Annotated in this window: 23 protein-coding genes and 2 pseudogenes; 9 read left to right on the top strand and 16 right to left on the bottom strand. The window is 59.3% G+C overall.

The genetic code is table 11. The features are described 5' to 3' along the window. Nucleotides 1-55: 55 nt before the first annotated feature. From D8U73_RS16035 to D8U73_RS16025, 3 genes are all read right to left on the bottom strand, one after another. Nucleotides 56-430 (bottom strand): response regulator, encoded by a 375-nt coding sequence (locus tag D8U73_RS16035; protein WP_056856826.1) that lies wholly within the window; start codon nt 428-430, stop codon nt 56-58. 99 nt (nt 431-529) lie between these two features. Next, complete coding sequence (locus D8U73_RS16030) at nt 530-1,183, bottom strand: response regulator (RefSeq protein ID WP_130905087.1); 654 nt, start codon at nt 1,181-1,183, stop codon at nt 530-532. Between the two features lie 102 nt (nt 1,184-1,285). After that, nucleotides 1,286-2,740, bottom strand: a complete 1,455-nt coding sequence (locus D8U73_RS16025) for an ATP-binding protein (protein ID WP_347237904.1) — start codon at nt 2,738-2,740, stop codon at nt 1,286-1,288. Between the two features lie 415 nt (nt 2,741-3,155). Between D8U73_RS16025 and D8U73_RS16020 the strand changes: the two genes are divergently transcribed. Further along, nucleotides 3,156-4,130, top strand: coding sequence for a LysR family transcriptional regulator (locus D8U73_RS16020; protein ID WP_130905085.1), 975 nt, complete (start codon nt 3,156-3,158; stop codon nt 4,128-4,130). On the opposite strand, the gene D8U73_RS16015 is transcribed toward D8U73_RS16020, so the two are convergent. The 8 genes and pseudogenes from D8U73_RS16015 to D8U73_RS15980 form a co-directional block, all read right to left on the bottom strand. Next, nucleotides 4,106-4,534, bottom strand: coding sequence for a nuclear transport factor 2 family protein (locus tag D8U73_RS16015; RefSeq protein ID WP_056856822.1), 429 nt, complete (start codon nt 4,532-4,534; stop codon nt 4,106-4,108). The two genes, D8U73_RS16020 and D8U73_RS16015, sit on opposite strands and share 25 nt — an antisense overlap. Before the next feature lie 27 nt (nt 4,535-4,561). Continuing rightward, nucleotides 4,562-5,293 carry an SGNH/GDSL hydrolase family protein gene (locus D8U73_RS16010; RefSeq protein WP_056856821.1) on the bottom strand — a complete coding sequence of 244 codons (732 nt, stop codon included), beginning with the start codon at nt 5,291-5,293 and terminating at the stop codon, nt 4,562-4,564. Nucleotides 5,294-5,393: 100 nt separating this feature from the next. Further along, the gene (locus tag D8U73_RS16005; RefSeq protein ID WP_130905084.1) at nt 5,394-5,708 is read right to left on the bottom strand and encodes a type II toxin-antitoxin system YafQ family toxin; all 315 of its coding nucleotides are present in this window, start codon (nt 5,706-5,708) and stop codon (nt 5,394-5,396) included. After that, nucleotides 5,674-5,964 carry a type II toxin-antitoxin system RelB/DinJ family antitoxin gene (locus D8U73_RS16000; protein WP_130905083.1) on the bottom strand — a complete coding sequence of 97 codons (291 nt, stop codon included), beginning with the start codon at nt 5,962-5,964 and terminating at the stop codon, nt 5,674-5,676. The genes D8U73_RS16005 and D8U73_RS16000 overlap by 35 nt, the downstream gene beginning before the upstream one ends. A gap of 306 nt (nt 5,965-6,270) precedes the next feature. Then, entirely contained in the window at nt 6,271-6,594 is a 324-nt protein-coding gene (locus D8U73_RS29680; protein WP_130905082.1) for a hypothetical protein, read from the bottom strand. A 113-nt stretch (nt 6,595-6,707) separates the two neighbouring features. Further along, a complete protein-coding gene (locus D8U73_RS15990; RefSeq protein ID WP_056856817.1) occupies nt 6,708-7,274 on the bottom strand; it encodes a chorismate mutase in 567 nt (188 codons plus the stop codon). An 81-nt stretch (nt 7,275-7,355) separates the two neighbouring features. Continuing rightward, on the bottom strand, nt 7,356-7,655 hold the full coding sequence (locus tag D8U73_RS15985) for a hypothetical protein (RefSeq protein WP_130905081.1): 300 nt from the start codon (nt 7,653-7,655) through the stop codon (nt 7,356-7,358). Between the two features lie 54 nt (nt 7,656-7,709). After that, nucleotides 7,710-7,907 (bottom strand): annotated as a pseudogene (locus tag D8U73_RS15980) (thioesterase); the annotation flags it as partial. 1 nt (nt 7,908) lies between these two features. On the opposite strand from D8U73_RS15980, the pseudogene D8U73_RS15975 reads away from it, so the two are divergent. Next, a pseudogene (locus tag D8U73_RS15975) lies at nt 7,909-8,055 on the top strand (GlxA family transcriptional regulator); the annotation flags it as partial. Between the two features lie 68 nt (nt 8,056-8,123). Here D8U73_RS15975 and D8U73_RS15970 read toward each other — a convergent pair. After that, nucleotides 8,124-8,564, bottom strand: a complete 441-nt coding sequence (locus D8U73_RS15970; RefSeq protein WP_130905080.1) for a hypothetical protein — start codon at nt 8,562-8,564, stop codon at nt 8,124-8,126. A gap of 236 nt (nt 8,565-8,800) precedes the next feature. On the opposite strand from D8U73_RS15970, the gene D8U73_RS15965 reads away from it, so the two are divergent. Further along, the gene (locus D8U73_RS15965; RefSeq protein WP_130905079.1) at nt 8,801-10,474 is read left to right on the top strand and encodes a tetratricopeptide repeat protein; all 1,674 of its coding nucleotides are present in this window, start codon (nt 8,801-8,803) and stop codon (nt 10,472-10,474) included. A gap of 31 nt (nt 10,475-10,505) precedes the next feature. On the opposite strand, the gene D8U73_RS15960 is transcribed toward D8U73_RS15965, so the two are convergent. The 3 genes from D8U73_RS15960 to D8U73_RS15950 all read right to left on the bottom strand — a co-directional run bounded on the left by D8U73_RS15960 (nt 10,506) and on the right by D8U73_RS15950 (nt 13,275). After that, entirely contained in the window at nt 10,506-11,198 is a 693-nt protein-coding gene (locus D8U73_RS15960; protein ID WP_056856813.1) for an RES family NAD+ phosphorylase, read from the bottom strand. Then, nucleotides 11,192-11,596, bottom strand: a complete 405-nt coding sequence (locus D8U73_RS15955; RefSeq protein WP_130905078.1) for an antitoxin Xre-like helix-turn-helix domain-containing protein — start codon at nt 11,594-11,596, stop codon at nt 11,192-11,194. The genes D8U73_RS15960 and D8U73_RS15955 overlap by 7 nt, the downstream gene beginning before the upstream one ends. 92 nt (nt 11,597-11,688) lie before the next feature. Then, the gene (locus D8U73_RS15950) at nt 11,689-13,275 is read right to left on the bottom strand and encodes a winged helix-turn-helix domain-containing tetratricopeptide repeat protein (RefSeq protein ID WP_130905077.1); all 1,587 of its coding nucleotides are present in this window, start codon (nt 13,273-13,275) and stop codon (nt 11,689-11,691) included. Nucleotides 13,276-13,523: 248 nt separating this feature from the next. Between D8U73_RS15950 and D8U73_RS15945 the strand changes: the two genes are divergently transcribed. Together D8U73_RS15945 and D8U73_RS15940 are read left to right on the top strand one after the other, a co-directional pair. Further along, nucleotides 13,524-14,276 (top strand): SDR family oxidoreductase, encoded by a 753-nt coding sequence (locus D8U73_RS15945; RefSeq protein ID WP_056856811.1) that lies wholly within the window; start codon nt 13,524-13,526, stop codon nt 14,274-14,276. A gap of 43 nt (nt 14,277-14,319) precedes the next feature. Beyond that, on the top strand, nt 14,320-14,739 hold the full coding sequence (locus D8U73_RS15940) for a cupin domain-containing protein (RefSeq protein WP_056856810.1): 420 nt from the start codon (nt 14,320-14,322) through the stop codon (nt 14,737-14,739). Between the two features lie 150 nt (nt 14,740-14,889). On the opposite strand, the gene D8U73_RS15935 is transcribed toward D8U73_RS15940, so the two are convergent. Continuing rightward, nucleotides 14,890-15,282 carry a response regulator gene (locus D8U73_RS15935; RefSeq protein WP_130905076.1) on the bottom strand — a complete coding sequence of 131 codons (393 nt, stop codon included), beginning with the start codon at nt 15,280-15,282 and terminating at the stop codon, nt 14,890-14,892. Between the two features lie 282 nt (nt 15,283-15,564). Here D8U73_RS15935 and D8U73_RS15930 point away from each other — a divergent pair, with 282 nt between their 5' ends. The 4 genes from D8U73_RS15930 (at nt 15,565) to D8U73_RS15915 (ending at nt 25,542) form a co-directional block, all read left to right on the top strand. After that, complete coding sequence (locus tag D8U73_RS15930; RefSeq protein WP_130905075.1) at nt 15,565-21,033, top strand: trifunctional serine/threonine-protein kinase/ATP-binding protein/sensor histidine kinase; 5,469 nt, start codon at nt 15,565-15,567, stop codon at nt 21,031-21,033. Between the two features lie 119 nt (nt 21,034-21,152). Beyond that, nucleotides 21,153-21,713: a lecithin retinol acyltransferase family protein gene (locus tag D8U73_RS15925; RefSeq protein WP_130905074.1), complete on the top strand. Its 561-nt coding sequence runs from the start codon at nt 21,153-21,155 to the stop codon at nt 21,711-21,713. Between the two features lie 108 nt (nt 21,714-21,821). Continuing rightward, nucleotides 21,822-22,466, top strand: coding sequence for a response regulator transcription factor (locus tag D8U73_RS15920; RefSeq protein ID WP_130905073.1), 645 nt, complete (start codon nt 21,822-21,824; stop codon nt 22,464-22,466). 178 nt (nt 22,467-22,644) lie between these two features. Then, on the top strand, nt 22,645-25,542 hold the full coding sequence (locus D8U73_RS15915) for an EAL domain-containing protein (protein WP_130905072.1): 2,898 nt from the start codon (nt 22,645-22,647) through the stop codon (nt 25,540-25,542). Nucleotides 25,543-25,808: the final 266 nt, after the last annotated feature.

Genomic DNA, 25,808 nt, shown 5'->3' with positions numbered 1-25,808 from the left:
AGCGCGAGTATGAGTAAGTATGAGTGGGCTATACCAAGGTATTAACCGGCTGAAGTTAGTTGCGTCGGTTGAGGACTGTTTCGATACAGGCGAGCAACTTGTCGGTGGAAAAAGGCTTGGGGAAAAAGGCAATCGGTTTCTTCGCGCCGAGGCCGGGAGGCCGCTGTGCATAAGGGTTGCCCGTTATGAAAATCACCGGTATATGGATGCCTCGGGCCGCCAGTTGCTCATACATGCTGATGCCGTCCATTTCCGGCATTTGTATGTCGGAGATCAAACAGAACGTCACTAAAAGATCCTCGGAAAAAAGAAACTCCTTTGCTCCCCCGTACGTACGAACCCGATAACCACTGGATCGCAATAAACTGTCTAATGCCATTCGAACGGATTCATCGTTATCGACAACGGCAATCATTGCCTCATTACACATAGTGGTGTCCTGCCTGGTAACGCAGAACACTGAAAAGGCTCTGCGCCATCACTGCAAGATACGCTGTCCCGAAAGGACGCACAGCATACGTGGGTATAGTCACCTGATTGCGGGCTGGGCCGAGATCACCTCAGACATGCGCACCAGATCGGCAAAGGACCGCGCACCCATTTTGCGCATGGCCTGGCCGCGATGGATCTTCACGGTGATTTCGCTCAAGCCGATTTCCCCGGCAATCTGTTTGTTCATCAAGCCCGAGGCGGCCAGCGCCATAACCGTTTGTTCCCGGGCGGTGAGGGTTTGGTGGCGCGCCCGTAGTTCATCGGCATGGCGCTCGGACTCGCGACGTTGTTTATCCCGGCTGTGTGCGGCGCACACGGCGTCGATCAGATCCTGCTCGCGAAACGGCTTGGTCAGAAAATCCACCGCGCCGGCTTTCATCGCGCGCACCGTCATGGCGATATCGCCATGGCCGGTGATGAACACAATGGGTACGTTGATGCCGGCAGTGGCCAATTCGTTTTGAAAGTCCAGGCCACTGCTGCCTTGTAACCTTACGTCCAGCACCAGGCAACTGACCGTGTCCGGTCGCTGGTACTTCATGAACTCGGCAACCGAACCGAACAACGCGACCCGCAGGCCGATCGATCGCAACAGACTGCCGAGGGATTCGCGCAGCGGCGCATCGTCGTCAACGATGAAAACCATGGACTCGTCTGGGGTAATTTTGTTGAGTGGATGTTGTTCGTTCATTGCTGATTCCCAAGGGGTGGACGCGCAACCGCCGGGGCTGTGTTCCTGGCGAGGGACGCTACATTAATTGTCAGTCCGACAGACGGCACTCATACCTGTGTATTAAATGGCCGCAGCGAAACCCTGATCGTTGGCGACGCGTATCGGCAGGGCAAACAGGAACGAACTGCCCTGGCCGGTTGCGCTGGTGGCCCAGATTCGCCCTTCGTGGAAATCGATGATCGAACGGCAAATGGCAAGGCCCATGCCCAGGCCGTTTGCCTTGGTGGTGAAGAAGGGCGTGAACAACTGCGGCAAGATGTCGGCAGGTATGCCCGGGCCTTGATCGGCTACTTCCAGCAACACTTCGTTGTGCTTGACCCAGGTGCGGATGCAAAGCACCCGTTCGCAAGGACTGACTGCCTCCATGGCCTGGCAGGCATTGATGATCAGGTTGATGATGACTTGCTGCAGCTGCACGCGGTCGGCACTGACCTGGCCGCCGAATGCGTTCAGTTCGATTTTCGGATTGATCTTGTGATGCGCCAGTTCGCAGCGCACCAGGCTCAGGGTTTCGCTGACGATGTCGTTGAGCGATTCGTTCTGGCGCAACGGGTCGCACTTGCGCGACAGCGCCCTGACCCGACGGGTGATTTCACTCGCGCGGCTCGAACTGGCGATGATGCGTTCGAGTGACTGACGCGCTTCGAGTACATCGGGGTGCGGCCGGCTCAGCCAATTGCGGCAGGCCTCGGCACTGCTGGTGATCGCCGCCAACGGCTGATTGACTTCATGGGCAATGGACGCCGCCAATTCGCCCAGGGTGGTCACGCGGGTGACGTGCGCCAATTCGGTCTGGGCGCGGCACAGCGCCTCTTCGGCTTGTTTGCTGGCAGTCACGTCCATCAGCGCGCCCAGATACTCGAAGCAGCCTTTGCGGGTGAAGAGCGGGGTGGCGAACAAATGCAGATGCTTGATTCGACCATCGGGCATCAGCAGGCGGTGTTTGACCTCGATCAGGGTTTCATGGCGCGCAGCCTTGTCGAAACCGGCCAGTACCAGCGGCAGGTCATCGGGGTGGGTTCGCTCCAGGAACAACGCCACCGAGGGCGGTGTGCCCGTTGGGTATTCGAGGATCCGTGCCGCCTGTTCCGACCAGCCCATTCTGCCGAGGTCGGCGCGAAAGCCAAAGCAAGCGGTCTGGGTCAGGCGCTGGGCACCGACCATATAGACTTCCTTGTGGCGCAGGTTGTCGGAGACCCGTTTGCTGCGAAGCGCCAGATAGACAATGGCCGCCAGTACAGCCAGGCTGTGCAGCAAATCAGTGACGGTTTCCCAGTGTTGGAACCCGCCCTGATACAAGCACATCGTCGTCAGCACCAACATGCAAAACAACGCAACAACGATCACTGCGCTGATCGACAGCAGGTTGATCGCCATCAACAACAGCGCGATGTACAGCGTGGTGGTGGTCAGGTCGGTGCGGGTTTCGGTGTTGATCAATATGCAGGACGCCACGATCAACCCCATCAGCCACACCAGGGGTGCTTCCAGCGGCTTGAGACTGAGACCGAGCAAGAGACGAGAGGTCCTTTGGCCTGTGTTGAACAGCATCTTGCTGCAGGTTCCTTTTGCAAAGGGCGGCGTGCGCTCAGGGGCAGGCTTTTGTGTGGGCGTTTCGATCATGCGCGCCTCGGTTTCTTGTTCGGGCTGGGGCGGAGAATCGGTTCAGTATCCTAGAAGCACGGGCGTGCCACACGTTAGGACAAAAAACCCGTGAAACCTGCCACGGCGTCATGTGGCGCTTATATTGGGCATAGGCAAGTCATTCATTTAAATGCGCTTTTTACAGGGCGCTATACCGAAGTATCAGCACACTCACCTAATGCATGATCGTTTTGTCCCCATGTACGACAGACGTTCCGCCACCACACTCATAACCTGTACAGGCACCTTCCCGAACTCAATGGCCGTGTGCCGGGTAGCGAACCTCATGAACAGAAATGACCTGCGTCGTGCCGACATCAACCTGCTGGTGGTTTTCGAAACGATGATGCATGAGCGAAATGTCAGTCGCGTCGGCGAAAAGCTTTTCCTTGGGCAACCCACCATCAGCGGTGCCCTGGGCCGTTTGCGCGTGTTGTTCGATGACCCGCTGTTCATTCGTTGCGGGCGGGTGATGGAGCCGACTGCGCGGGCCGAGGAAATCTTTGCCAACCTGGCGCCGGCGCTGGACGGCATCGCCGCTGCGTTGAGCCGTTGCCAGTCGTTCGATCCACGCACCAGCGATACGACGTTTCACATCGGACTGTCCGACGATGTCGAATATGCGTTGCTGCCACGGCTGTTGCGCCAGCTGCGTATCGAGGCACCGAACATCAAATTGATCATGCTTCGGGTCGATCAACAGCAGATGTCGCAGAGGCTGGTGAACGGCGACATCTCCATGGGCATCAGCCATACCCTCGACCTGCCGGCCAGTGCGCGACGCAAGGGGCTGCGGCAGATTCGCCCGACGCTGCTGCGTTTTGACACTCGGCCTGGACCGTTGGCCCTGGACGAGTTCTGTCGGCGCCCGCATGTCGTGGTGTCGTCCATGGGCAATGCCACGGATGATACCGACCACGCCCTGAGCCTGCTGGGCCGACAGCGCAAGGTGGTGTTGACCGTTGCACAGTTCAGTGCGTTGCCGGGGTTGCTGGCGCAAAGCGACATGCTGGCCATCGTGCCGGATTACGTGGCCAAGGCGATGGCATCGGTGGCGGGCATGCGGGCTGAGCCGGCACCGCTGCACCTGCCGGTACATGAGTTGTCGATGGTCTGGCGCGCAGCAGCGCACGCAGATTCAGGCCAGCGCTGGTTACGTTCGCGCTGCAGTGCGTTTCTCTGTGAGCCGGTCGAGTTGCAGGTGGTGCCCAAGGCCCGACCGGCGTTGCGCAGCGATCAGGCCTTGCTGGCGGCCAGATAGGCACCGAGGCGTCGGCCCATTTCTTCACCCAGTGCCTGCAAGCCGCTGAGCGGACGAACCATCACTTCGAAATCGACGATTTTCCCCTGCTCGTTGAAGCGGATCATGTCGATGCCCTTGAGCTGTTTCTCGCCGACCCTGGCGCTGAACTCGAGGATGACATTCAAGCCGTCGGCGGTCGCCAGTTCACGGTGATAGGTAAAGTCTTCGAACACCTGGGACACCGTGTTGAGGATCATCGATACCACCGGCGCGCCCGGATACGGTGTGTGCGCCATCGGTGAACGGAACACCGCTTGCGGATCCAGCAACGTTGGCAAGGATTTCAAATCGCCAGTGCGGATCATCGCGTGCCACAGGCTCAAGGACTCCGCGGCTTTGGGGTGCAGTTGCAGTTCAGACATATTCAACTCCTGTTTTTTTGTTGTTGTTCAAAGCTTGCCTGATGCGGGTTTACCCAGTTGGCGGGCAATGACCTGCGCGGCGTCATCTGCCCAGAAGCTGTAGATGGCCGGCCCCGGATGGAAACCATCCCGCGCCATCGAACCGGCCACGGGGGCCAGGTCGGTTGTCAGCATCGTACAGTGATCTTCGCGGCTTGCCAGTTGCGCCAGGCGTGTATTGAAACGCGCCGCCCGATTGCCCAGATACCAGCGCAGCGGTTGCGGCAGCGCAGGAAACAGATGCATGGGCGGGACAGGGGACATCACGATCTGCCTGGCTGCGAATCGGCCGCGCAGCACAGCCAATAACTGTTGTTGCCGGGCGATCCACTGATCAACCGTCAGTGTACTGGTGACATCGTTGACCCCAATCGACAGCAGCACTACATCAAAGACCTGCGGTGGCTGCTGCTCAAGCATTTCAAGTAACGCCTGCGAGTCCAGACCCGAACGTGCCCAGAGGCTCCATCTCACCTGGTAATCCCTGGCCAAGCGACTGACCAGTTGCCCGCTCAAGGCCTCGGCCTGGGTCGACGCCCCGACACCCGCGGCGGCACTGTCGCCCAGTATCAACAGGCGCAGGACCTCACCACTGCCCGCCATACCCTGGCGCTCCCCCTCGGCTTCGGGCAGTTTCGGCGTAACCCGCCGCGTGTACGCACCCTGCATCAGCAACACAGGGCCGAGCATGATTTTGGCCAGCGCTTCGGTCTTGCTCATGGGAGAGATCCGCAGAAAGGAGGCATAGGTTCGCTTAAAAACCGCCCACGAAAAAGCCCCGAATCAATCGAGGCTTGGTGTTTTTTGCTGGTGTTCGGCGTTATTTGAACAGTTCGGAGTGACTGCCGAGGTCGACAAATGTGAGCAGGTCGGGGCGTGTGTGCTGATAGATCAGCAAGAAGTCACCACCCATATGGCATTCTCGAAAACCGCTCCAATCTCCCGACAACGCGTGATCAAGGTAGTTTGCTGGTAACGGCTCTCCCAAGAAAAGCATGACCATTACCTGACGAACCTCATTCATATTGCGTTGGCCTGCACGCTTGTAGCGTTCCCACGACTTCTTGAACTCCGAGGTCTGTGCACACTGCTTTGGCAGTTCAGCGCGTTTTTGTTTTTTCTCCGGTTTCGCCATCAACATCCCTCAGCATTTCGTCTATCGAGTCGAACCGCTGACGAATTTCGCGTGCTTGCATCATGGCGCGAGCCGTTTTCTCGGAAGGGACGCGAACTTCAAACGGTAGTCCCTGAGTCGCGACAACCTGACGAAGAAAAAGACGCATGGCGTCACTGATGCTCAAGCCGCACGCACTCAAAACTTCGGTAGCTCGTGCTTTCAAATCCTCATCAATACGGCAACGCACGTCAGTCGTTTTCAGTAATGCACCCATGGCAGTAACCTCATTATTAATTTGTAGCTACATCAGCGCTACCTCCGGCATTCTGGTTGAGCAGGGGGTTCAGGGTCAACTGCAGCATGATGGGTGGTTGAAAGCGTGTCTCCCGGCTGAGTTCCCAAACCGATATTTCAACGGTTACCGCTCGTTTTGAATATCAGCCTGATCCTTGTTTTGTATGGGATGGGGCTCGATCTCGTGCAGGAAATTGCCATGGGCGAAAGTCCCTTTTTCAACGTGCACGAAAAAGCCCGGCTGATCAGGCCGGGCTTTTTTGGCTGTTGCGGTGTAGCTATTTATTTAGGCGACGGTGTTGCCATTCAGGCGGTCGGAACCATCGGCAGCGACGGTGTTGCCTTGCAGGCGGTCGGAGCCATCGGCAGCGACGGTGTTGCCTTGCAGGCGATCCGAACCATCGGCGGCGACGCGGTTTTCGATCAGGCGATCGGAACCGCCTTCTGCGACACGATTCTGGATCAGACGATCCGAACCCCCTTCAGCCACACGATTTTCAATCAGTCGATCCGAGCCGCCTTCCGCGACTACAGGTTGAACAGAGGTCGCGGCAAATGCGTTGATTGCGAAAACCGAGAAAGCGATGCTGAGGATGGTTTGGCGTTTCATGATCGTGTGCTCCGGGGTGTTGTTGGTTGGTATGGAGCCAATGTTACGCCGTGCAGTTTTTAAGAGAACTTCATTGAATCAATGGTGACTATCGACGCAGTCAATGGATGCAGTCATTGATCCGTCACGCATAACTCACCGGTTGCGCGAATCAATGCCTGGCCATGCAGGGCATCCTTGATCAGGCTGGCGCGTTGTTCGGCCAGCCAGTTAGGGCATTCCGGGTCGACGCGATAGGGCATGAAATCGGCGTATTGCTGCAACAGGCGGACTTGCAGCATATCCAGTTTTGGCCGGATTTGACTCAGGTCGGGCCGTGGCACGTCGGGTGCCTTGCGGGCGGCTTGCCAGACAGCGAGCAGCCCATACTGCACCAGTTTGTTGGCTTCGATCTGCGCCGCAACCAATTCGGCCGCTTCGTCCGGGTCAAGTTTTTGCTGAACCGCCTGCTTGCGGGCGTTGGCAATGACTTGCGCTTCGCGGGCTGTATCCTGGATTGGCTTGCCACTGTCCCACTTGGTCAGCGCCACCTGATCGGCAATATTCAGGCGCTCATTGATGGTTGCCAGTAACGGTTGCAGGGCATCGGGGGCAGGGGAAGGGGCAGCGTGAGCAGCTGCGGCGACCAAGCCGAGCAGGGCGCCGCTCAGCAGTTGCGGCAAGCGTGGGCAGTGGAACATAAGCAAACCTCTTGGGCATGGGATGCGCATCAGGTCTTATGTATCACAGCACAGACGTTGGTACGAAGCTCAATGGTGTAATCAATCTGTTACAGCCGCAGCCAATAACTGCTCAATCTGCGCCAGTTCCCAGGTGCTGAGCAAGCTCACCGGATCGGTGCCGAAACGTTGCCCTCCATCGAAAATCCGCCCGTCCGCACTCTGGCAGCCGAGGCAGTGGCGCAGGCGACCAGCGTCGATATCAAGGCTCAAACGCCAGCCATCGATATCGACCTGCACCATGCCAGGCTCAGATTGTTCATCAAGACGCTGGAGCGAGCGCAGGCCCAGGGCGGCGTCGCGCAATTGCTGGTAAACCTCGCGGGCAGTGAAGGGGGGCACAGGTGTCTCCGGGCAGTGGATGGAGCGACAGGATAAAGTGCACCCCCGCGACTGTCATTCTACGGCCTGTGCCTGTCGAGCCCGCGGCGCCTCTTCGTCCTGCAGATGAAGGCTCATGTCGTCGCAACTTTGTGACCACTCCGTCAGCCACGAAGGCATTTGCATCGACTGTTCCGACAACCCCAGTTCGCGGGCAAATTCGCCGGGTGGCACCGTACCTTTCGCTGCACGGAACAGGCCGCGCATCACCACCCAGTTGCTGGAATCCACCCGCATGATCCTGGACAGCATCACCTACGCCGTGGGCTACGAAGTTGGAAACTCGTTCCGCAGGCTCTTGCGCCAGCGCGTGGGCTTGTTGCCGGCGGCGTACCGCAAGAAGTTCCCATCGGTCGCATGATGCCGCACACGAAAAAGCCCGGCTGATCAGGCCGGGCTTTTTGCTGGGTACCGCGATGTAGCGATTGATTATGCAACGGTGTTGCCTTGCAGGCGGTCGGAGCCATCAGCGGCTACTTCGTTACCTTTCAGGCGGTCGGAGCCATCGGCAGCGACGGTGTTGCCTTGCAGACGATCCGAGCCATCGGCGGCTACTTCGTTACCTTTCAGGCGGTCGGAACCATCGGCAGCGACGGTGTTGCCTTGCAGACGATCCGAGCCATCGGCGGCTACTTCGTTACCTTTCAAACGATCCGAACCATCGGCAGCGACGCGGTTTTCGATCAGGCGATCAGAGCCGCCTTCAGCGACACGATTCTGGATCAAACGATCCGAACCCCCTTCAGCCACACGGCTTTCGATCAGTCGATCCGAGCCGCCTTCAGCGACGACGGGTTGAACAGAAGTCGCGGCAAATGCGTTAACTGCGAAAACCGAGAAAGCGATGCTGAGGATGGTTTGGCGTTTCATGATCGTGTGCTCCGGGGTGTTGTTGGTTGGTATGGAGCTGATGTTACGCCGCGCAGTTTTTAAGAGAACTTCATTGATGTGATGGTGAACATCGACGGCATTGATAGAGCGAACGAGCTACCTCCCATGGGCGTGATGATGCGGCCTGACCTGTCGTCGGCTGCACTGCCTGGGCACAAGCGTGGGGGTATCCTGTTTCTTCGCGGGTTTCACGCTCTGATCGGGAGGGTAAACCGATGCATGACTACTACGATTTGGGCACCTACAGCCGCCCGGTGACAACGAGTTCGCCACAAGCCCAGCTCTGGTTCGACCGCGGCCTGATGTGGTGCTACGGCTACAACCACGACGAGGCCATCCGCTGCTTTCACAAAGCCCTCGAACATGACCGCGAATGTGCGATGGCTTACTGGGGGATCGCCTATGCCAGCGGCCCCAACTACAACAAGCGTTGGGATGCTTTCATCGAGCAGGAACTCAAGGAGGCCGTGGCCCAGGCCCGGTTGGCGACGCAAATTGCATTGGTGCACCTGGACGGCGCAACGGCGGTGGAACAGGCGCTGATTCGCGCACTGCAGCAACGCTATCAGTCCGAGCAGGCCACGACCGTCGACGAACTCCTCACCTGGAACGATGCTTACGCCGCCGCCATGCGTGAGGTCTACCAAGCCTTTCCCGACGATCCGGATGTCACGGCACTGTTCGCTGAAGCGTTGATCGACCGCACGCCCTGGCAACTCTGGGATCTGAAAACCGGCACTCCGGCCCCCGGCGCCGACACGCTGGAAACTGTGGCCGTGCTGGAGCAGGCGCTGCAGCGCATGACTCCGAAGGGTGAGACACCGCACCCCGGCGTGCTGCATATGTATGTGCATACCATGGAAATGTCGCCGTACCCGGAACGGGCACTGCGCGCCGGCGACATGCTGCGGGACCTGGTGCCGGACGCCGGTCATTTGCGCCACATGCCGTCGCACATCGACGTGCTGTGCGGCGATTACCGTGGCGCGATGATCACCAACAGCCGCGCGATCGAGGTCGACAGCCAATACCTGGCGCAAGAAGGCCCGCTCAATTTCTACACCCTGTACCGATGCCACAACTACCACTTCAAACTCTATGCAGCGATGTTTCTCGGCCAGTATCAACCGGCGCTGGACGCTGCCGAACAGATGAGCGCGACGATCAAGGAAGAACTGCTGCGCGTTGAGCAACCGCCCATGGCCGACTGGCTGGAAGGCTTCGTTTCGATGAAGCTGCACGTGCAGATCCGCTTCGGCAAATGGCAGGACATTCTCGCAACGCCGTTACCCCACGATCCGGCGTTGTACTGCGTGACCACCGCCATGCTGCATTACGCCAAAGGCGTGGCGCACGCGGCGTGCGGGCAGGTCGCTGCCGCTGAAGCCGAACAGCAGCACTTCCTCGAAGCCTGGGCACGGGTGCCGGACACTCGCTACCTGTTCAACAACACCTGCAACGACATCCTGGCCGTGGCCGGGGGCATGTTGCGCGGGGAAATCGAGTACCGCAAAGGTCATGTGGACGAGGCCTTCGCCCACCTGCGCGAGGCACAAGCGCTGGACGATCACTTGCCGTATGACGAGCCTTGGGGCTGGATGCAACCGGTACGCCACGCGCTTGGCGCCCTGTTGCTTGAGCAGGGCAGGGTAGAAGAAGCCTTGCAGGCCTATCGCGCCGATCTGGGACTGGATAACACACTCAGCCGGGCATCCTGGCATCTGGACAACGTCTGGAGCCTGCATGGTTATGTCGAATGCCTGACGCGCCTGGGGCGCGAGGCAGAAGCGGCGGCTGCAAAGATCCGCCTCGATCTGGCCATGGCCCGTGCCGATGTGGAGATATCGGCATCGTGTTTCTGCCGGGTCGGCCAGCGTTGTTGCCATTGAGCTGCCCGATCGGCAGGCAAGAAACGCCGCCTCAAGCCTCGCTGATCTGGCTGACGCTGGTGATCTGGCCGTTCCAGACCATCTCGTAATGGGCGCTCTGGATGATCGACGACACAGGTTTGGGCGTCATCAATGCCCAGCACAAGCTGCCCGGCAGACGCACCGAGTGATAGCGCAGCCCGGGGCAGCGAGCCTTCCTGATTTCCCGGCCCAGCACTCGTGACTGGCTGTAGTCGTCCGGCGCATAGATCGGGTCATGGGTCGGCAGGGTGGCCGCGTCCTTCATTCCCGCATCACCAAAAGTGCAGGTCAGCCCGCGAAACACAAAGCGTTCATAGTTCAGGCTTGGCACTTTCGACCAGTACAGGCTCTGGTGATACCGCACCTCGGCCAGCGCGGTTTCCATCGAGTCGGCAAGGTACAACACCCCAAAGCTGCCATCACTGAACCGCGAACCGGCCGGATTGACGTGCGTAAACGGCGCCGTCGCATAGGAACACCCGGGGATGCCGAACGGAATTTCACTTCGTGGAATCAGCTCCAGTTGACCCACTTCATTCTTCAGTCGGGGATTGACCAGCGCCTGAATCTCGAACAGCACGTCGAACTCGTCCGCGTCAGCCACGTCTTCGAACAAGGCAATCGGCGGAAACTTCGAGTTGACCAGCCGATACGCCTGCAACGGCTTGCCGGCAAACACCGGCAGCTCAGCCACCTTCACCACTGCGCGCCCCGCAGCACATCAATGCGCCGGAAGGTTTCGTACAACGAAATCATGTCGCCCTGGGCCATGATCTCCAGCGGGCTGCGGCCATTGAAAAACTCGTTGTCATTGGCCATCGACGGGAAACCGTAGACGTTCTCGGGGTTATCGAACACCAGGCGCAGGGTGGCGTGAATGTTCAGCACAAAACTGATGCGCTGCATCTGGTCTGCATCCAGCGCCACTGACCAGTCAGGGTCACGCTGCCGTGCGCGGGTGTAGGTGCTGCGGGAAATGCGCAGAATGTGACACGCCTGCTCGCTGCTGGCCTGCCATTTTTCCAAAATGCTCACGGCGGCACGCAGCCCGGTGACGCACTGGTTTTTGCTGAACGATTGCGCTTGCGCGGCGACGGCCATGTTCGTTACCTGACTGAGTCCATAGACACAAAATTAGGCATTATGAATCTATAGATCAAGTGGCATGCGACCAGCGGCCTAAGGGCTGTCTGTCACTCCGGCATGCCCGCCAACCGCAGTCCGTCGGCGAACAGCGCGAGATCCACAGGCCGCTGGATCGGCAGCCAGTCCTGGAGGTTGCACAGGCGCAACGTTGGGTCCTGCTCACGCAGGCGTTGCATCGCCAGTGTCGCCTTATCCATTCGGTCGCCGAAGGCATGGCTGGCCGCCAGCAGCGCCGCGGCGGGAAGCAGGCTGGGCAGGTTGCCCAGTGCCTTTTCCGCCCAGTGGGCGGCGGCATCGAATTGACCGGCGAAGAAATTCGCGAGCGCCATCCCGACTTGCATTCTGAACATTTCCGGATCCAGCGGACTCAAGCGCACGGCATGGCTCAAATCCTTGATGGCCATGTCTGTTTCACCGTGCAATGCGCGCAGGATGCCGCCCAGGTACCAGGCGGGTGCCAGATTGGGATTGAGCAGCCTGGCCCTGTCGAGCAGGGCGATGCCGCTGTCCACTTCACCCGCGAGATGGGCCAGTGCATGGCCGCCACGGGTCAATGCAACCGCATCATCGCGGCCCAAAGCCACCGCCAGGCGCGCCAGGCGAATGCCCTCGGCGATCTCGCCAGGTCGATCGGCCATCCAGCCATTGAGCTTGCGCCAGAAGTGGCACCAGGCGGACATGCCATAGGCCGAGGAAAATTCCGGGTCGAGCTCGATCGCTGTGTAGAACATCGGCAACGCCTGCTCGATGGCTTCGCGGCTGCCGCTGTGCAGATTGGCCATGGCGCGCAAATAGTAATCGTAGGCGCCCAGGCTTTCCGTCGGCTTGCGTTTGGCGCGCTCGATTTCTGCCTGTTCCAGTTGCGGCGCGATGGCGCCGACCACGCTTTCGGTGATGCGATCCTGCAACTCGAAGATGTCGTCGAGCAAACCTTCGAAGCGCTCCGCCCAGATATGCGTCCCGCTTGTCGCGTCGATCAGCTGTCCGGTGATGCGCACCTTGTTTGCGCATTTGCGCACGCTGCCTTCAAGCACATAACGCACTCCCAATTCCTGGCCTACACCCTGAGCGTCCACTGACCGGCCCTTGTAGGTGAAGCTGGAGTTGCGCGCGATGACGAACAGCCAGCGGATACGCGACAGCGCGGCGATGATGTCTTCCACGACGCCGTCAGCGAAGTATTCCTGCTCCGGATCGCCGCTCAGGTTATGGAAAGGCAGGACCGTAATCGAGGGTTTGTCCGGCAGGGCGAGAACAGCAGGGGATGCTTGCCTGGGGGGCACGGGCTGTCGATCAAGGTCGGCTGGTGGCGCTTGTCCGCTGTCGTCGACCCTGACCTGTCCGACGAAACGGTAACCCTTGCGGGCCACCGTGCGCACCAGACGCTGTTCTTCGCCGGTATCGCCGATAGCCTTGCGCACTGCGTTGATGTGGCTGGTGATCGTTGACTCCGAGACGATCCGACCGCTCCACACCCCTTCAAGCAATTCGTCCTTGCTGACCACGCGATCGGGGTTGCTGACGAACAGCAGCAACAGATCGAAGACCTGCGGGCCGACAGCGACGGCCTGCCCGCGCAAAGTCAGTTCCCGGCGATCCTGATTGAGCACGAAATCATCAAATGCGAACTGCAACGTGAGCTTCCCCTGGCGCAGCGCCTTCGACTCCGTGTCCCAGGCGATTGTCGATTGAACGTTAATGATACGGCAGCTCAAAAGCCGCTGCACCGTCTGCGATCCGGGCGGTTGGACAGCCGCTTTGGACATAAATCCAAGGATTCGCCAAGACAAAGCCAAGGCCGGCGCAAGGACTCGGTCCGGATGCCCAGGCATTCTTGTTCCACACCGACGCAACGGGTGCAGTCGACAAATGGAGAAAGCCCATGAAGATCGTCGTCATCGGAGGCTCCGGCCTCATCGGATCGAAACTTGTGAACATCCTTCAGGAACGCGGGCATGACGTGCTCGCCGCCAGCCCGAGCACAGGCGTGAACAGCATCACCCGCGAAGGCCTGGCCGAAGCGATGGATGGTGCTGATGTCGTGGTGGACGTGGCGAACGCGCCGTCGTGGGAAGACCAGGCCGTTCTCGATTTCTTCGAAACCTCGAGCCGCAACCTGCTGGCCGCCGAAGCGGCTGCCGGGGTTCGCCATCATGTCGCGTTGTCGATTGTCGGCACTGATCGGTTGCCCGATAACGGTTACTTCCGGGCCAAGGTCGCGCAAGAAAAACTGATCAAGGCGTCCGGCATTCCTTACACGCTGCTGCGGGCCACGCAGTTCTTCGAGTTCGTCGGCGGCATTGCCCAATCGTTCGCCGTCGGTGACGCGATTTACGCATCGCCGGCGCTGATTCAGCCAATGGCGTCTGATGACGTCGTGGCGGCGCTGGCCGACGTGGTGCTGGCGGCACCGGTCAATGGCACGGTCGAAGTCGCAGGTCCCGAAGCCTTGCCGATCGACGAACTGGTCAGGCGCTTCCTGCGGGCCACCCAGGACAACCGCAAGGTCGTTGCGGACGTGAACGCACGTTACTTCGGCTCCGTGCTCGACGACCAATCGCTGACCGCCGGCAAGAACGCACGCCTGGGCGCCATCCGCTTCGAAGACTGGCTCGCTCAGTCCTCGACCCGATAACCCTGCGCATCATCACTTTCGCTTCCACGAAGGAGCAATCACCATGGTTACTCGTCTGCTGTTAGCCGCTGTCTTTGCAACGCTGTCGATCGGTGCAGCGTCGGTTTCGGCCGCTGAGCCACCCCCCGGCAAGGTGACCGTCGTGTTCGACCGTCCCATTCCCAACATCCCCGGCAAGAGCATGAAAGGTGTGATGGTCGAGTATGGGCCAGGCGCCGCATCGCCAGCACACACCCATCCGAAAACCGCATTCATCTATGCCACGGTCCTCGAGGGCTCGTTCCGCATCAAGATCAAAGGCGAGCCTGAAAAGATCTACCGTGTCGGCGAAAATTTCGTAGAAGAGCCGGGTTCCGTGCACGAAGTCAGCGCCAACGCCAGCGACACCGAACCTGCGCGCCTGTTGGCGGTGTTCGTCGTCGACAGTGGGGATATGCCTCTGGTGACGCCGATCAAAAAGTGATCCGGACTCATCGATACGCGACGGCCGGGTGGCAGGTCACTGCCGCCCTGTGGCCGCTGATGACGTGGTCATGAATTCAATCCGTTTTGCACAAGTGGGTACGGGCAAAAACTCTTCGAGACGGCATTCGAATGGCATCAATGCGGGTTTTCAGTGACGCTGGAGGAGGGCGGCTTCGATGCAGTTGAGCAACCTGTCGGCGTCGCAGGGTTTGGGCAGGCAGGCAATCAGCTCTGGGGAATGGGAGCCCAGGGGCGGAGCCGCTCCTGGGTAGGCAGTGATTAAAATTGTAGGGATGTGGTAACCCGTCGCGATGAGACGCTCAAGCATCTCCACGCCGCTCATCCCCGGCATCTGGATGTCGGAAACCAGGCAATCTGTTTCAGTGGTGGCGTTGGCGTCGAGGAACTCCACGGCGCTGCAATAGGTTCGGGTTTTGTAGCCACTGGATCGCACCAGGCTTTCCAGGGCACCGCGGACGGAATCGTCATCATCGACGATGGCAATGGTGGTTGCAGTGCGCATCGGGGTGTTTTGCGTCATGTGGTCTGGCTCGTGAATGCGCCTGTCGTTACTACACGATACGCGGTACTGAAAGGGGGAAAAGTATATCTATGTATAGGTCGCTAAGATCTAAGTGTTGATGTACCACCGACCATTCAATGACATCGTGGGCGGTGTTCAATTGCTCATATGGCGAGCATGCGTACTTGGCGCGTGCCAATAAACAGCTAATCTGAAGCGGCGCGACGCTTCCGGATGGCTGATCCGACGGCAAATGCCAGGCAAAACACGACTTTTGTTCCCTCTGCGATGGATAACAACATGCAAATTCTTTGGGACGATGGTGAGCGTATCTTCTGTCGGGAATTACGCTCCAGTGCCGGCGGTGAAAGCCACGTTCTGGTGGTGCGTCCCGCTGCCGAACAGCCGCTGCCGGCCTGTCTTGGCCGTCTCGCCCATGAATTTGCATTAAAGGATGAGCTGGAAGGCAGTTGGGCGGTACGGCCGCTTGAAATGCTGCGTGAAGCCGGGCAGATGCAACTGGTGCTCGAAGACCCCGGTGGCGAGCCGCTGGTTCGGTTGCTGGAGGCGCCCATGGACATCACCAGCTTTTTGCATCACGCCATTGGCATTGCAGTGGTCCTGGGCAAGCTTCATCAGCGTGGACTTGTGCATAAAGACATCAAGCCCAGTCATATCCTGGTGAACTGTGCCGACGGGCAGGCCCGGCTCACCGGATTCGGTCTTGCGTCACGGCTGCCCCGCGAGCGGCACGCGCCGGAGACCATCGCCGGTACGCTCGCCTACATGGCGCCTGAGCAGACCGGCCGGATGAATCGCTCGATCGATTCGCGCAGCGATCTCTATTCCTTCGGCGTCACCCTGTACCAGATGCTGACCGGCTCGCTGCCGTTCACCGCCACCGACCCTATCGAGTGGGTGCATTGCCACATCGCGAAGAAACCGCTGCCACCGAGCTCGCGCGTTGAAAGCGTTCCCGAAGCACTGTCCGACCTCGTCATGAAACTGCTCGCCAAAACCGCCGAGGATCGCTATCAGACGGCGGCGGGCGTTGAGCATGACCTGCGCAGATGCCTGGCCGACTGGCAGCAACAGCGCCAGATCAATGCATTTACCCTGAGCGAACACGGCACCTGCGACCGCTTGCTGATTCCCGAGAAACTGTACGGGCGCGAGCGGGAGGTTGACAAGCTGGTTGCCGCGTTCGGCCGAATCGTTGAAAACGGTGCACCGGAGCTGGTGCTGGTCACCGGCTATTCCGGCATCGGCAAGTCGTCGGTGGTCAACGAATTGCACAAAGTGCTGGTACCGCCGCGCGGGATCTTCGCCTCCGGCAAGTTCGATCAGTACCGGCGCGACGTCCCCTATTCGACGCTGGTGCAGGCGTTTCAAAGCCTGGTGCGCTCGCTGCTGGGCAAGAACGATACGGAGTTGGCGAACTGGCGTGAGGCCTTGCAACAGGCGCTGGATGCCAATGCGCGGCTCATGACCGACCTCATCCCGGAACTCAAGCTGATCCTCGGCGAGCCGCCACTGGTCCCGGCCCTGGACCCGCAACAGGCGCAGCGGCGTTTCCTTCTGGTGTTCCGGCGCTTTATCGGCGTTTTTGCCCGGGCCGAACACCCGCTCGCCCTGTTTCTCGACGATTTGCAGTGGCTCGATGCGGCGACACTCGATCTGCTGGAAGACCTGCTGACCAGTCCGGATGTGCGCCACCTGATGCTGGTAGGCGCCTATCGCAGCAACGAAGTGGATGGCACGCACCCGCTGTCGAGCAAACTCAGGGCCATTCGCAATGCGGGCGGTCGGGTCGATGAAATCACCCTGGCGCCCTTGGCCAAGTCGCACATCGAACAGTTGATCGCCGAGGCGCTGCATGCCGAGGTGGCGCGTATCGAGCCTCTGGCGCAGTTGGTATTGGACAAAACCGCCGGCAATCCCTTCTTCGTGATCCAGTTTTTGCAAGCGCTCGCCGAGGAGCAACTGCTGACGTTCGATCATGAGGCGCGGCGCTGGTGCTGGGATCCGGATCGTATCCATGCCAAGGGTTATACCGAGAACATCGTCGACCTTATGGTCGATAAACTGTCCCGCTTGAAGGCCGAGACACAGCAGGCGTTGCAGCAACTTGCCTGTCTGGGGCACGTTGCCGGCATCACCGCGCTTTCGACTGCCATGGGCGTACCCAAGGCGCAGGTTCGTACCGTGTTGTGGGAGGCGATTCGCCAGGAGCTGGTCGAACGGCTGGACGATGCCTATGGTTTTGTCCATGACCGCATCCATGAAGCCGCTTATTCACTGATCCCCAAGGACTCACGCGCCCAGGCCCACCTGAGAATCGGCCGGCTGCTGGCGTCGCAGACGCCTGCAGAGGATCTGGAAGCGTCAATCTTTGAAATCGTCGGCCAGCTTAATCTCGGCGCGTCGCTGCTCACTGAGCGGGGCGAGCGGGAGCAATTGGCCGAGTTCAACCTGATTGCAGGCCAGCGTGCCAAGGCTTCGACTGCATACGCTTCCGCGCTTAATTATCTGAGCATGGGTGTGCAATTATCGGGTGAAGACTGCTGGGGGCGCCGGCATGGGCTGATCTTTGCACTGGAGTTGAACAGGGCCGAATGCGAACTCCTGACCGGTCAACTCGCTATCGCGAACGAACGTCTGACGGCGCTTTCGGCGCGCGCCATAACGGTGACAGAGCGAGCCAGCGTTGCTTGTCTGCAAATGGACGTCTACCTGCTTCTGGACCGCAGCGATGCTGCGGTCGCTGTCTGTCTCGCTTACCTGCAGCATGTGGGTATCAAGTGGTCGGCACATCCGAGTGACGATGAAGTGCGGCGCGAGTATGACCACATCGGATCGTTGCTGGGGGATCGGGCAATCGAGGAACTTATCGATCTGCCGTTGATGACTGATCCGACGTCCCTTGTGACAGTCAATGCATTGGGCAAACTCTTCGCGCCTGCCTTACAGACCGATGCGAACCTGACGGACCTGCTGATTTGCAAGGCGGTCAGCCTGAGCCTCGAGTGGGGTAACTGCGATGCGTCGTGCGTGCTCTACGCCAACGTGTTCAGGGTCGCCGGTCGGCGGTTCGGCGACTACCAGATAGGCTTTCGATTCGGTCAGTTGGGTTGCGACCTGGTTGAACAGCGCGGCCTGACTCGATTCGAGGCCAGTACCTATCTGTGCTTCTCGTGTTTCGCTGTGCGCTGGATGAAACCCGTAAAGCAATGCCGCGACCTGCTGCGCCGTTCGTTTGTGGCGGCGAACCGTATCGGTGATCTGCCCTATGGCGCCTATGCCGGCAACAATCTCACTGCCGACTTGCTCTTCGCCGGCGAGCCGTTGTCCGAGGTGCAAGGTGAGTCTGAACAGGGGCTGGCTTACGCCAGGAAGGTGCGCTTCGGTTTGGTGGTTGATTTTATCGTCACACAATTGAAGCTGATCCGGATGTTGAGAGGCCTGACGCCTACCTTCGGTCGTCTTGATGAAGGCGAGTTGAATGAGCAAGGCACCGAAGCCCACTTGTCCAGTAGCCCGGATCTGGTATTGGCTGAGTGCTTGTACTGGGTCCGCAAACTGCAGGCTCGCTACCTCGCCGATGAACCTGAAGCGGCCATGAAAGCCGCCGCCAAGGCGCAGCGGTTACTCTGGGTTTGTCAGGCGTTCTTCGAGGAAGCCGAGTTTTATTTCTATGATGCACTGGCCCGTGCAGCCTGCTGCGATGGCACCCCGGTGAGCGAGCAAGCGGAACATCTGCTCGCCATGGCGGCTGACTGTCGGCAACTGCAGACCTGGGCGGAACAGTGCCCGGAAAACTTTGCCAGCAGGGCAACTTTGGTCGGTGCTGAAATTGCCCGAATCGAGGGGCGTGTGGTTGATGCCGAATTGTTGTACGAGCAAGCGATTCACCAGGCACAGGAGACCGGCTTTGTCCATATAGAGGCGCTTGCCAGCGAACTTGCATCACGCTTCTACGCCAAGCGCGGTCTGGTCAGGATTGCCCATGCCTATCTGCAGGACGCCCGCTACGGCTATTTACGTTGGGGCGCCGATGGCAAGGTGCGGCAGCTGGACGCAAAGTATCCTTCGCTGAGATCCGAAGAACACAGGCTCGGCCCGACCACCACCATGGCCGCGGCGGTCGAACACCTGGACCTTGCCACGGTACTCAAGGTGTCCCAGGCCCTGTCGGGTGAAATCATGCTGGAAAAACTCATCGATACGGTCATGTTCACCGCCATCGAACAGGCCGGTGCCGAACGGGGGTTGTTGATCCTGACGGAAGGGGCAGAGCTGCGCATAGCAGCACAAGTCACCAGCGACAATACAACGCAATTGAGCGATTCACCGGTCAGCGCGCAGTTGTTGCCGGAGTCTGTTCTCTATCATGTGTTGCGCACCCGCGAGAGTCTTGTGCTCGACGATGCCGCGGCCGAGGCGATGTTTGCTACCGACCCCTACATTCGTCAGCAGTGTGCACGGTCGATTCTCTGCCTGCCCCTGATGATCCAGGCCAAGTTGGTGGGGGCGCTCTACCTCGAAAACAATCTGACCGCCAGGGTGTTCAGCCCCGACCGGATCGCCGTGCTCAAACTGGTGGCGTCGCAGGCGGCGATCTCGCTGGAAAATGCTCGTTTGTACCGCGAGGTCGCAGAGCGCGAGGCAAAAATCCGGCGTCTGGTGGACGCCAACATCATTGGCATTGTCGTATGGAACGCCGAAGGTGACATCGTCGAGGCCAATGATGCGTTCCTGCGCATGCTGGGCTTCACTCGCGAGGATCTTGTCTCGGGCCGCATGAGCTGGCGTGAGATGACGGTGCCGGAGTATCGCGAAGCCAGCGAGCGCTCCATGCTGGAGGCGGTACAAACCGGCCACGCCCAACCCTTCGAAAAGGAATACTTCAAAAAGGATGGCAGTCGACTGCCAGTCATTGTGGGGCTGGCCATGTTTGAAGCGGACAGCAAGGAAGGCGTGGCTTTCGTGCTGGACCTGAGCGAACGCAAGCAGGCGGAAGAAAAAATCCGCGAAAGCGAACGACGCTATCGTGAGGTGCAGACCGAGTTGTCCCACGCCAACCGCGTCGCGACCATGGGCCAGCTCGTGGCGTCGATCGCTCACGAAGTCAACCAGCCGATTGCTGCCGCCATCCTCAACGCCAATGCCGCGCAGCGCTGGTTGAATATCCAGCCACCTGAACTCGACGAAGTCCGTCATGTGCTCAGCCGCCTGATCGAGGATGCCAACCGGGCAGCGGATGTACTGGGGCGGATCCGCGGGCACATCCGCAAGGCGCCGCCGCAGAAAGGGCCGGTGGACATCAACGCGGCCATTGGCGAAATGATCGGCTTTACCCGTAGCCAGATCATGAAAAGTGGCACTGTATTGCAGACCCAGCTCACCGATGGACTGCCACTGGTTGAAGGCGATCGTGTCGAGCTGCAACAAGTGCTGCTGAACCTGATCATGAACGCCCTGGAAGCCATGAGCAGTACCAAGGAAGGCGAGCGGCAATTGCAGATCAGCGTGGTGCCGGGCGATGCCGGCTATTTGCGGGTCAGCGTCAGTGATTCAGGCCCGGGATTTCCCGTGGACAACACCGACCAGGTATTCACCTCGTTCTACACCACCAAGCCGACTGGCCTGGGGTTGGGTTTGTCGATCTGTCGCTCGATCATCGAAGCCCATGGCGGGCGTTTATGGGCAGGTGCCAACCAGCCTTGCGGGGCCACTGTCCAGTTCACGCTGCCGGTGCTGCAGGGCTGACTTAATACTTAAGTTTAAGTGGGGCATATTAATGGTTCGAACGAACTAATCGCAGGTACAAATGAAGCTCCGCAACCCCGGCGATATATTGAGCCTCAAGGGTTGCGGAGAACTTTATCGTGAAAAGCTCAATAGCCAATGTCATCGAAAAGTGTTCATTTCTGCGTGCAAAAGCATTGCAAGCAGTGGCGCTGATAACCGCCGTTTTCAACCGGGTGTCAGATGCTCGCCTGTTACAGAACTACCTGTGCGCCGAACCGCTGATAAACATCGAACGGTCACTGAGCCAAGTGCCAGTGGGCTCGCATCTGATCAGTCCGCGCCGGTTTTACGTCCATCATGGGATCTACCTTGGAGGCGGCTGTGTCGCCCATTACGCCGGGTACAGCAGTTCAATCAAACCGGGGCCGATCGAGGTGACTGATCTGGACAGTTTCGCCAGCGGCAAACCCGTCTGGGTACTGCGGGAACATTGCGAATATTCCAGCGATGAAATCGTCAGTCGCGCGCGCTCGAGAGTCGGTGAACGCCATTACCGGATTTTCTCCAATAACTGCGAACACTTTTGCAGTTGGTGCACTCGCGGGAAAAGTTACAGTACCCAGGTCGACGCGCTACTGCGTTCGCCACGGGGTTTTTTCTCGTTGATTTCAGCGTTGCAGCCGCGTTTTATTGCATAGCTTCAAGTGCCTGGCTGTGCTGCTGGCACTTGGCAGGAAAGGCATCCCAGACACCCAATCAGGCTGTGCTACACTTTTTTTTCCTCAATTTTCCGAAGAGTTCCATGCATGAGCGCACCCTCCAGTGAGCCGCAAAGCAATGGTTCTATTGTGTACGTGGTCGATGACGACGCCTCCATTCGCGATGCATTGAGCAATCTATTGCGCTCTGCCGGCATCCGTGTCGAAACCTTCGCTTCAACCACGGAGTTTCTCCTTCAGCCAAAGACCGCGAGCGCCAGTTGCCTGGTCCTCGATGTGCGCCTGCAAGGCAATAGTGGCCTGGATTTCCAGCGTCAACTGGTTGAGTCAAACACCGCGATCCCGATTATTTTCATCACGGGCCATGGCGATATCGAGATGTCGGTCAAGGCGATGAAAGCAGGGGCCGTGGATTTTCTGGCAAAACCGTTTCGTGAACAGGACCTGCTCGACGCGGTGTCGTCTGCGCTGCAAACCGATATCAAGCGCCGGGAACTCGAACGGCAATCTTCGAACCTGCATGCCGACTACCAGTCACTGACGGTCCGGGAAAAAGAAGTCATGGCCCTTGCCGTAAGAGGCCTGATGAACAAGCAGATCGCTGGTGAGATGAATCTGAGCGAAATCACCATCAAGATCCACCGCTCCCATGCCATGAAAAAGATGCACGCGCGGTCCTTTGCCGACCTGGTTCGCATGGCGGAAGCGTTGGGGGTAGGGCATAGTTGTTGAGTTGCGTCGCACGGTTGTTCTGTTCAACAAATCGCGAATAACTGGCTGCCCGTCTCACGGTCGTCATTCAAACCAATAAAGTTGTTGAAAAAAAACACTGTAAGCTTTAAATGGGAAGATAACTGGCACTTTGCTAGCAGTTGGTCAGTATCGCCAGTTTTTGGCTCAGGGAGCGCTGATGAGTTTTGCCGGATTGACCGACTCCCCACGGCAATCGTTCGATTGCGAAACAGCTTCACCTCAATCAAACGACAATCCGGATCGGGTCGGTATGGCCGGCATTGGCCGTGACGACTCGCTTGAGCAGTTGCTCGGCCCGGCGTGTAACTGGAGCCACACCACCGCATGGGTGTTTTACCGCGCCGGTGAACAGCTGCATTGGGTCGGCCAAGGCAACCCGCAGCAGCAGTGGCCCTCAAACATCGAGCATCAAGCGTTTGAAGCCTTTTGCCAGGCCCGGCAGTTGCATTGCTGGCCGACCGGTAGAGGCGAAAGTGTGTTGGGCTGGCTACTTGCGCCGCAAACCGAGGCCGCGGATCCGGCACTCGCCGAGTTTGCCCTGCGTCTGGGCGTTCAGCTACAGACCAACACCCTTGCCCGTGCGCAGATTACTCAGCGTGTGTTGTATGAAATCACCTACCTGGCCAGTTCAACCCGCGACCGTTCCGTGTTTCTGGTGGGGGTGCACAAACTGCTGGCCAGTCTGATCGACGCCGAGAACTTCTATCTCGCGTTGTATGACCCGCACAGTGGCAAGATCGATTATCCGTATTACGTCGACATCATCGATGTTGATGCCGTGGAGTCTTCGCACTACGAATACCTTGATCCCGCGCGCCTGTCGTTGACCGGCCAAGTGTTGACCTCTGGCCAGCCATTGCTGATCGACGCCGCCGGGATCCTCGCGGCTCAGTCCGAAAAGCGTTTCTACTGTGTGGGTGATCGTCCCGAGTTCTGGATGGGCGCACCGTTGAAAAACGCCTCGGATGACGTGTTCGGCATGCTGGCGATGCAGGTCTACGATGTCTCCCGCATCTACAGCGCTGAAGATCGCGCGCTGTTTCTGGTGGTGGCGCGACACGTGGCGATGGCACTGGACCGGATTCTGCACCGCGAGGACCTGGAGCAGACGGTGATGCGCCGTACCCTGGAGCTTTCGGCGCTCAACGACGCCTTGCGCCAGGAAGTGGCGGAACGCGAGCGCGCCGAGCATCTACAGAGCGCATTGTTCCAGATCGCCGAACTGTCGAGCCAGCCAGGCGACATGGCTGAGTTGTTCCAAACCCTGCATGGCATCGTCGGTGACCTGCTGTTCGCGCAGAATTTCTATATTGCGCTGTTCGACGACGCCACCAGCGAAGTGACCTTTCCCTATTATGTGGATGAGCGGCAGACCATTTGCCCGGCGGCACGGCGAGGTCGCCGGGGCCTCACCGAGTATGTGATTCGCCAACGTCGGCCTTGCCTGATTGACGTTGGCGAGGCTGAACGACTGGCCGAAAACGGTGAAATCGAATTGGCCCGGGAGTCCGTCCGGTCCTATTCCTGGCTGGGCATTCCATTGTTCGATGGCGACGTCGTGCGCGGCGTGCTGGCGGTGCAAAGCTATACCTCGCAAGTGTGCTACACGCTGCGCGACCAGGAACTGCTGACGTTCGTGTCCCGCCACATCGACACGGCGTTGTCGCGCCGCACCGCCGCCGAAGCGATTCATGCCGCCAACCTCAAACTCGAAGCCCGGGTGCAGAACCGCACCCGCGAGCTCGATCATGCCAATGCCAAACTGCAACACGAAAACTCCCACGATGCGCTGACCGGGCTTCCGAATCGCACCTACCTGCAACAGCGCCTCAATCTGGCCTGGTCGCGGTTCGGCAGCGAAGGCGGACACCTGGCGGTGATGTTCATCGATCTCGACCGCTTCAAGATGGTCAACGACAGTCTCGGTCATCATTTTGGCGACTTGCTGTTGATGCAAGCCGCTCACCGTCTGCGCGGCTGCCTGCGCGAAACTGACATGCTGGCGCGTCTGGGCGGCGATGAGTTTTCGGTGCTCGCGCCCGAGGCGTCGCTGGACGCGGTGATTGAAATCGCCGAGCGGATTCTGCTGGCGTTTGACTTGCCGTTTTTCATCAATGGCCATGAAGTTTTTTCGTCCTGCAGTATCGGAATTGTCAGCGCCGACAAGCAGTACCACAACGAGCCAGCCGACTTGCTGCGCGATGCCGATGCGGCGATGTACCGGGTCAAGAGTGCCGGGCGTGACAGCTACGCGGTGTTCAACCAGGAAGTGCGCCGCGAAGTGTCGGACCAGATGGAGCGGGAAGGGGCCTTGCGCAACGCCCTCAAGCGTACCGACGAATTGCTCCCGTATTTCCAGCCGATTGTCAGCGTCGAAAGCGGCGAACTGCTGGCCCTTGAGGCGCTGATCCGCTGGCATCAGCCTGGCGGCCGGGTGATCGCACCGGGCGAGTTCTTGCCGGATGTAGAAGGGTTGCGCCTGATCGGCCGACTGGACCTGTACATGCTGGCCAGCATCGCCGCGATCCTTGCCCGGCCCGAGCATGCCAACTGGCCTGCGGTGCACGTCAATTGTTCCAGCTACAGCATGACGCGCCCGGATTTCGCCAATGATGTACTTGCCCTGTTGGCGCTGCACGGGGTCTCACCTTCACGGATCTGCCTGGAGTTGACCGAGGGGGCGTTGGTGGCTGAGCCGGCGATTGCCCAACAGACCATGCAGCAATTGGCCGACAACGGCATGTCGGTGGTGCTCGATGACTTCGGTGCAGGTTTTTCATCCCTGAGCTACGTGCATCAGTACCAATTCAGCGGCTTGAAAATCGACAAGTCGTTCATCCTTGAGCTGACCACCAGCCCCCGCAGTCGTGCAATCGTTCGGGCCATCGTGCGCATGGCCGAATCGCTGGGCCTGAGCGTGGTGGCCGAAGGCGTCGAGGATCAAGCCACGTTGGATCTGCTGCGCGAAATAGGCGCGGGGCAGGCCCAGGGGTATTACTTCGCCAAGCCGATGGGGCTGGAGACGTTGTTGTCGAGTGCTTTGATCGGTCGTTGATGACTACGCTGCCGTGTCAATCCTTGTGGAAGCACGCACGAAAAAGCCCGGCTGATCAGGCCGGGCTTTTCGAGGTGTTGCGGGGAAGCGATTCAACTTTCAGGCAACGGTGTTGCCTTGCAGGCGGTCGGAACCATCGGCAGCGACTTCATTGCCTTTCAGGCGGTCGGAACCATCGGCAGCGACTTCGTTGCCTTTCAGGCGGTCGGAGCCATCGGCAGCGACTTCATTGCCTTTCAGGCGGTCGGAGCCATCGGCAGCGACTT

The organism is Pseudomonas sp. Sample_22 (assembly GCF_004307635.1).
Taxonomy (GTDB): domain Bacteria; phylum Pseudomonadota; class Gammaproteobacteria; order Pseudomonadales; family Pseudomonadaceae; genus Aquipseudomonas.
This window is presented reverse-complemented; position numbering and strand designations above follow the sequence as displayed.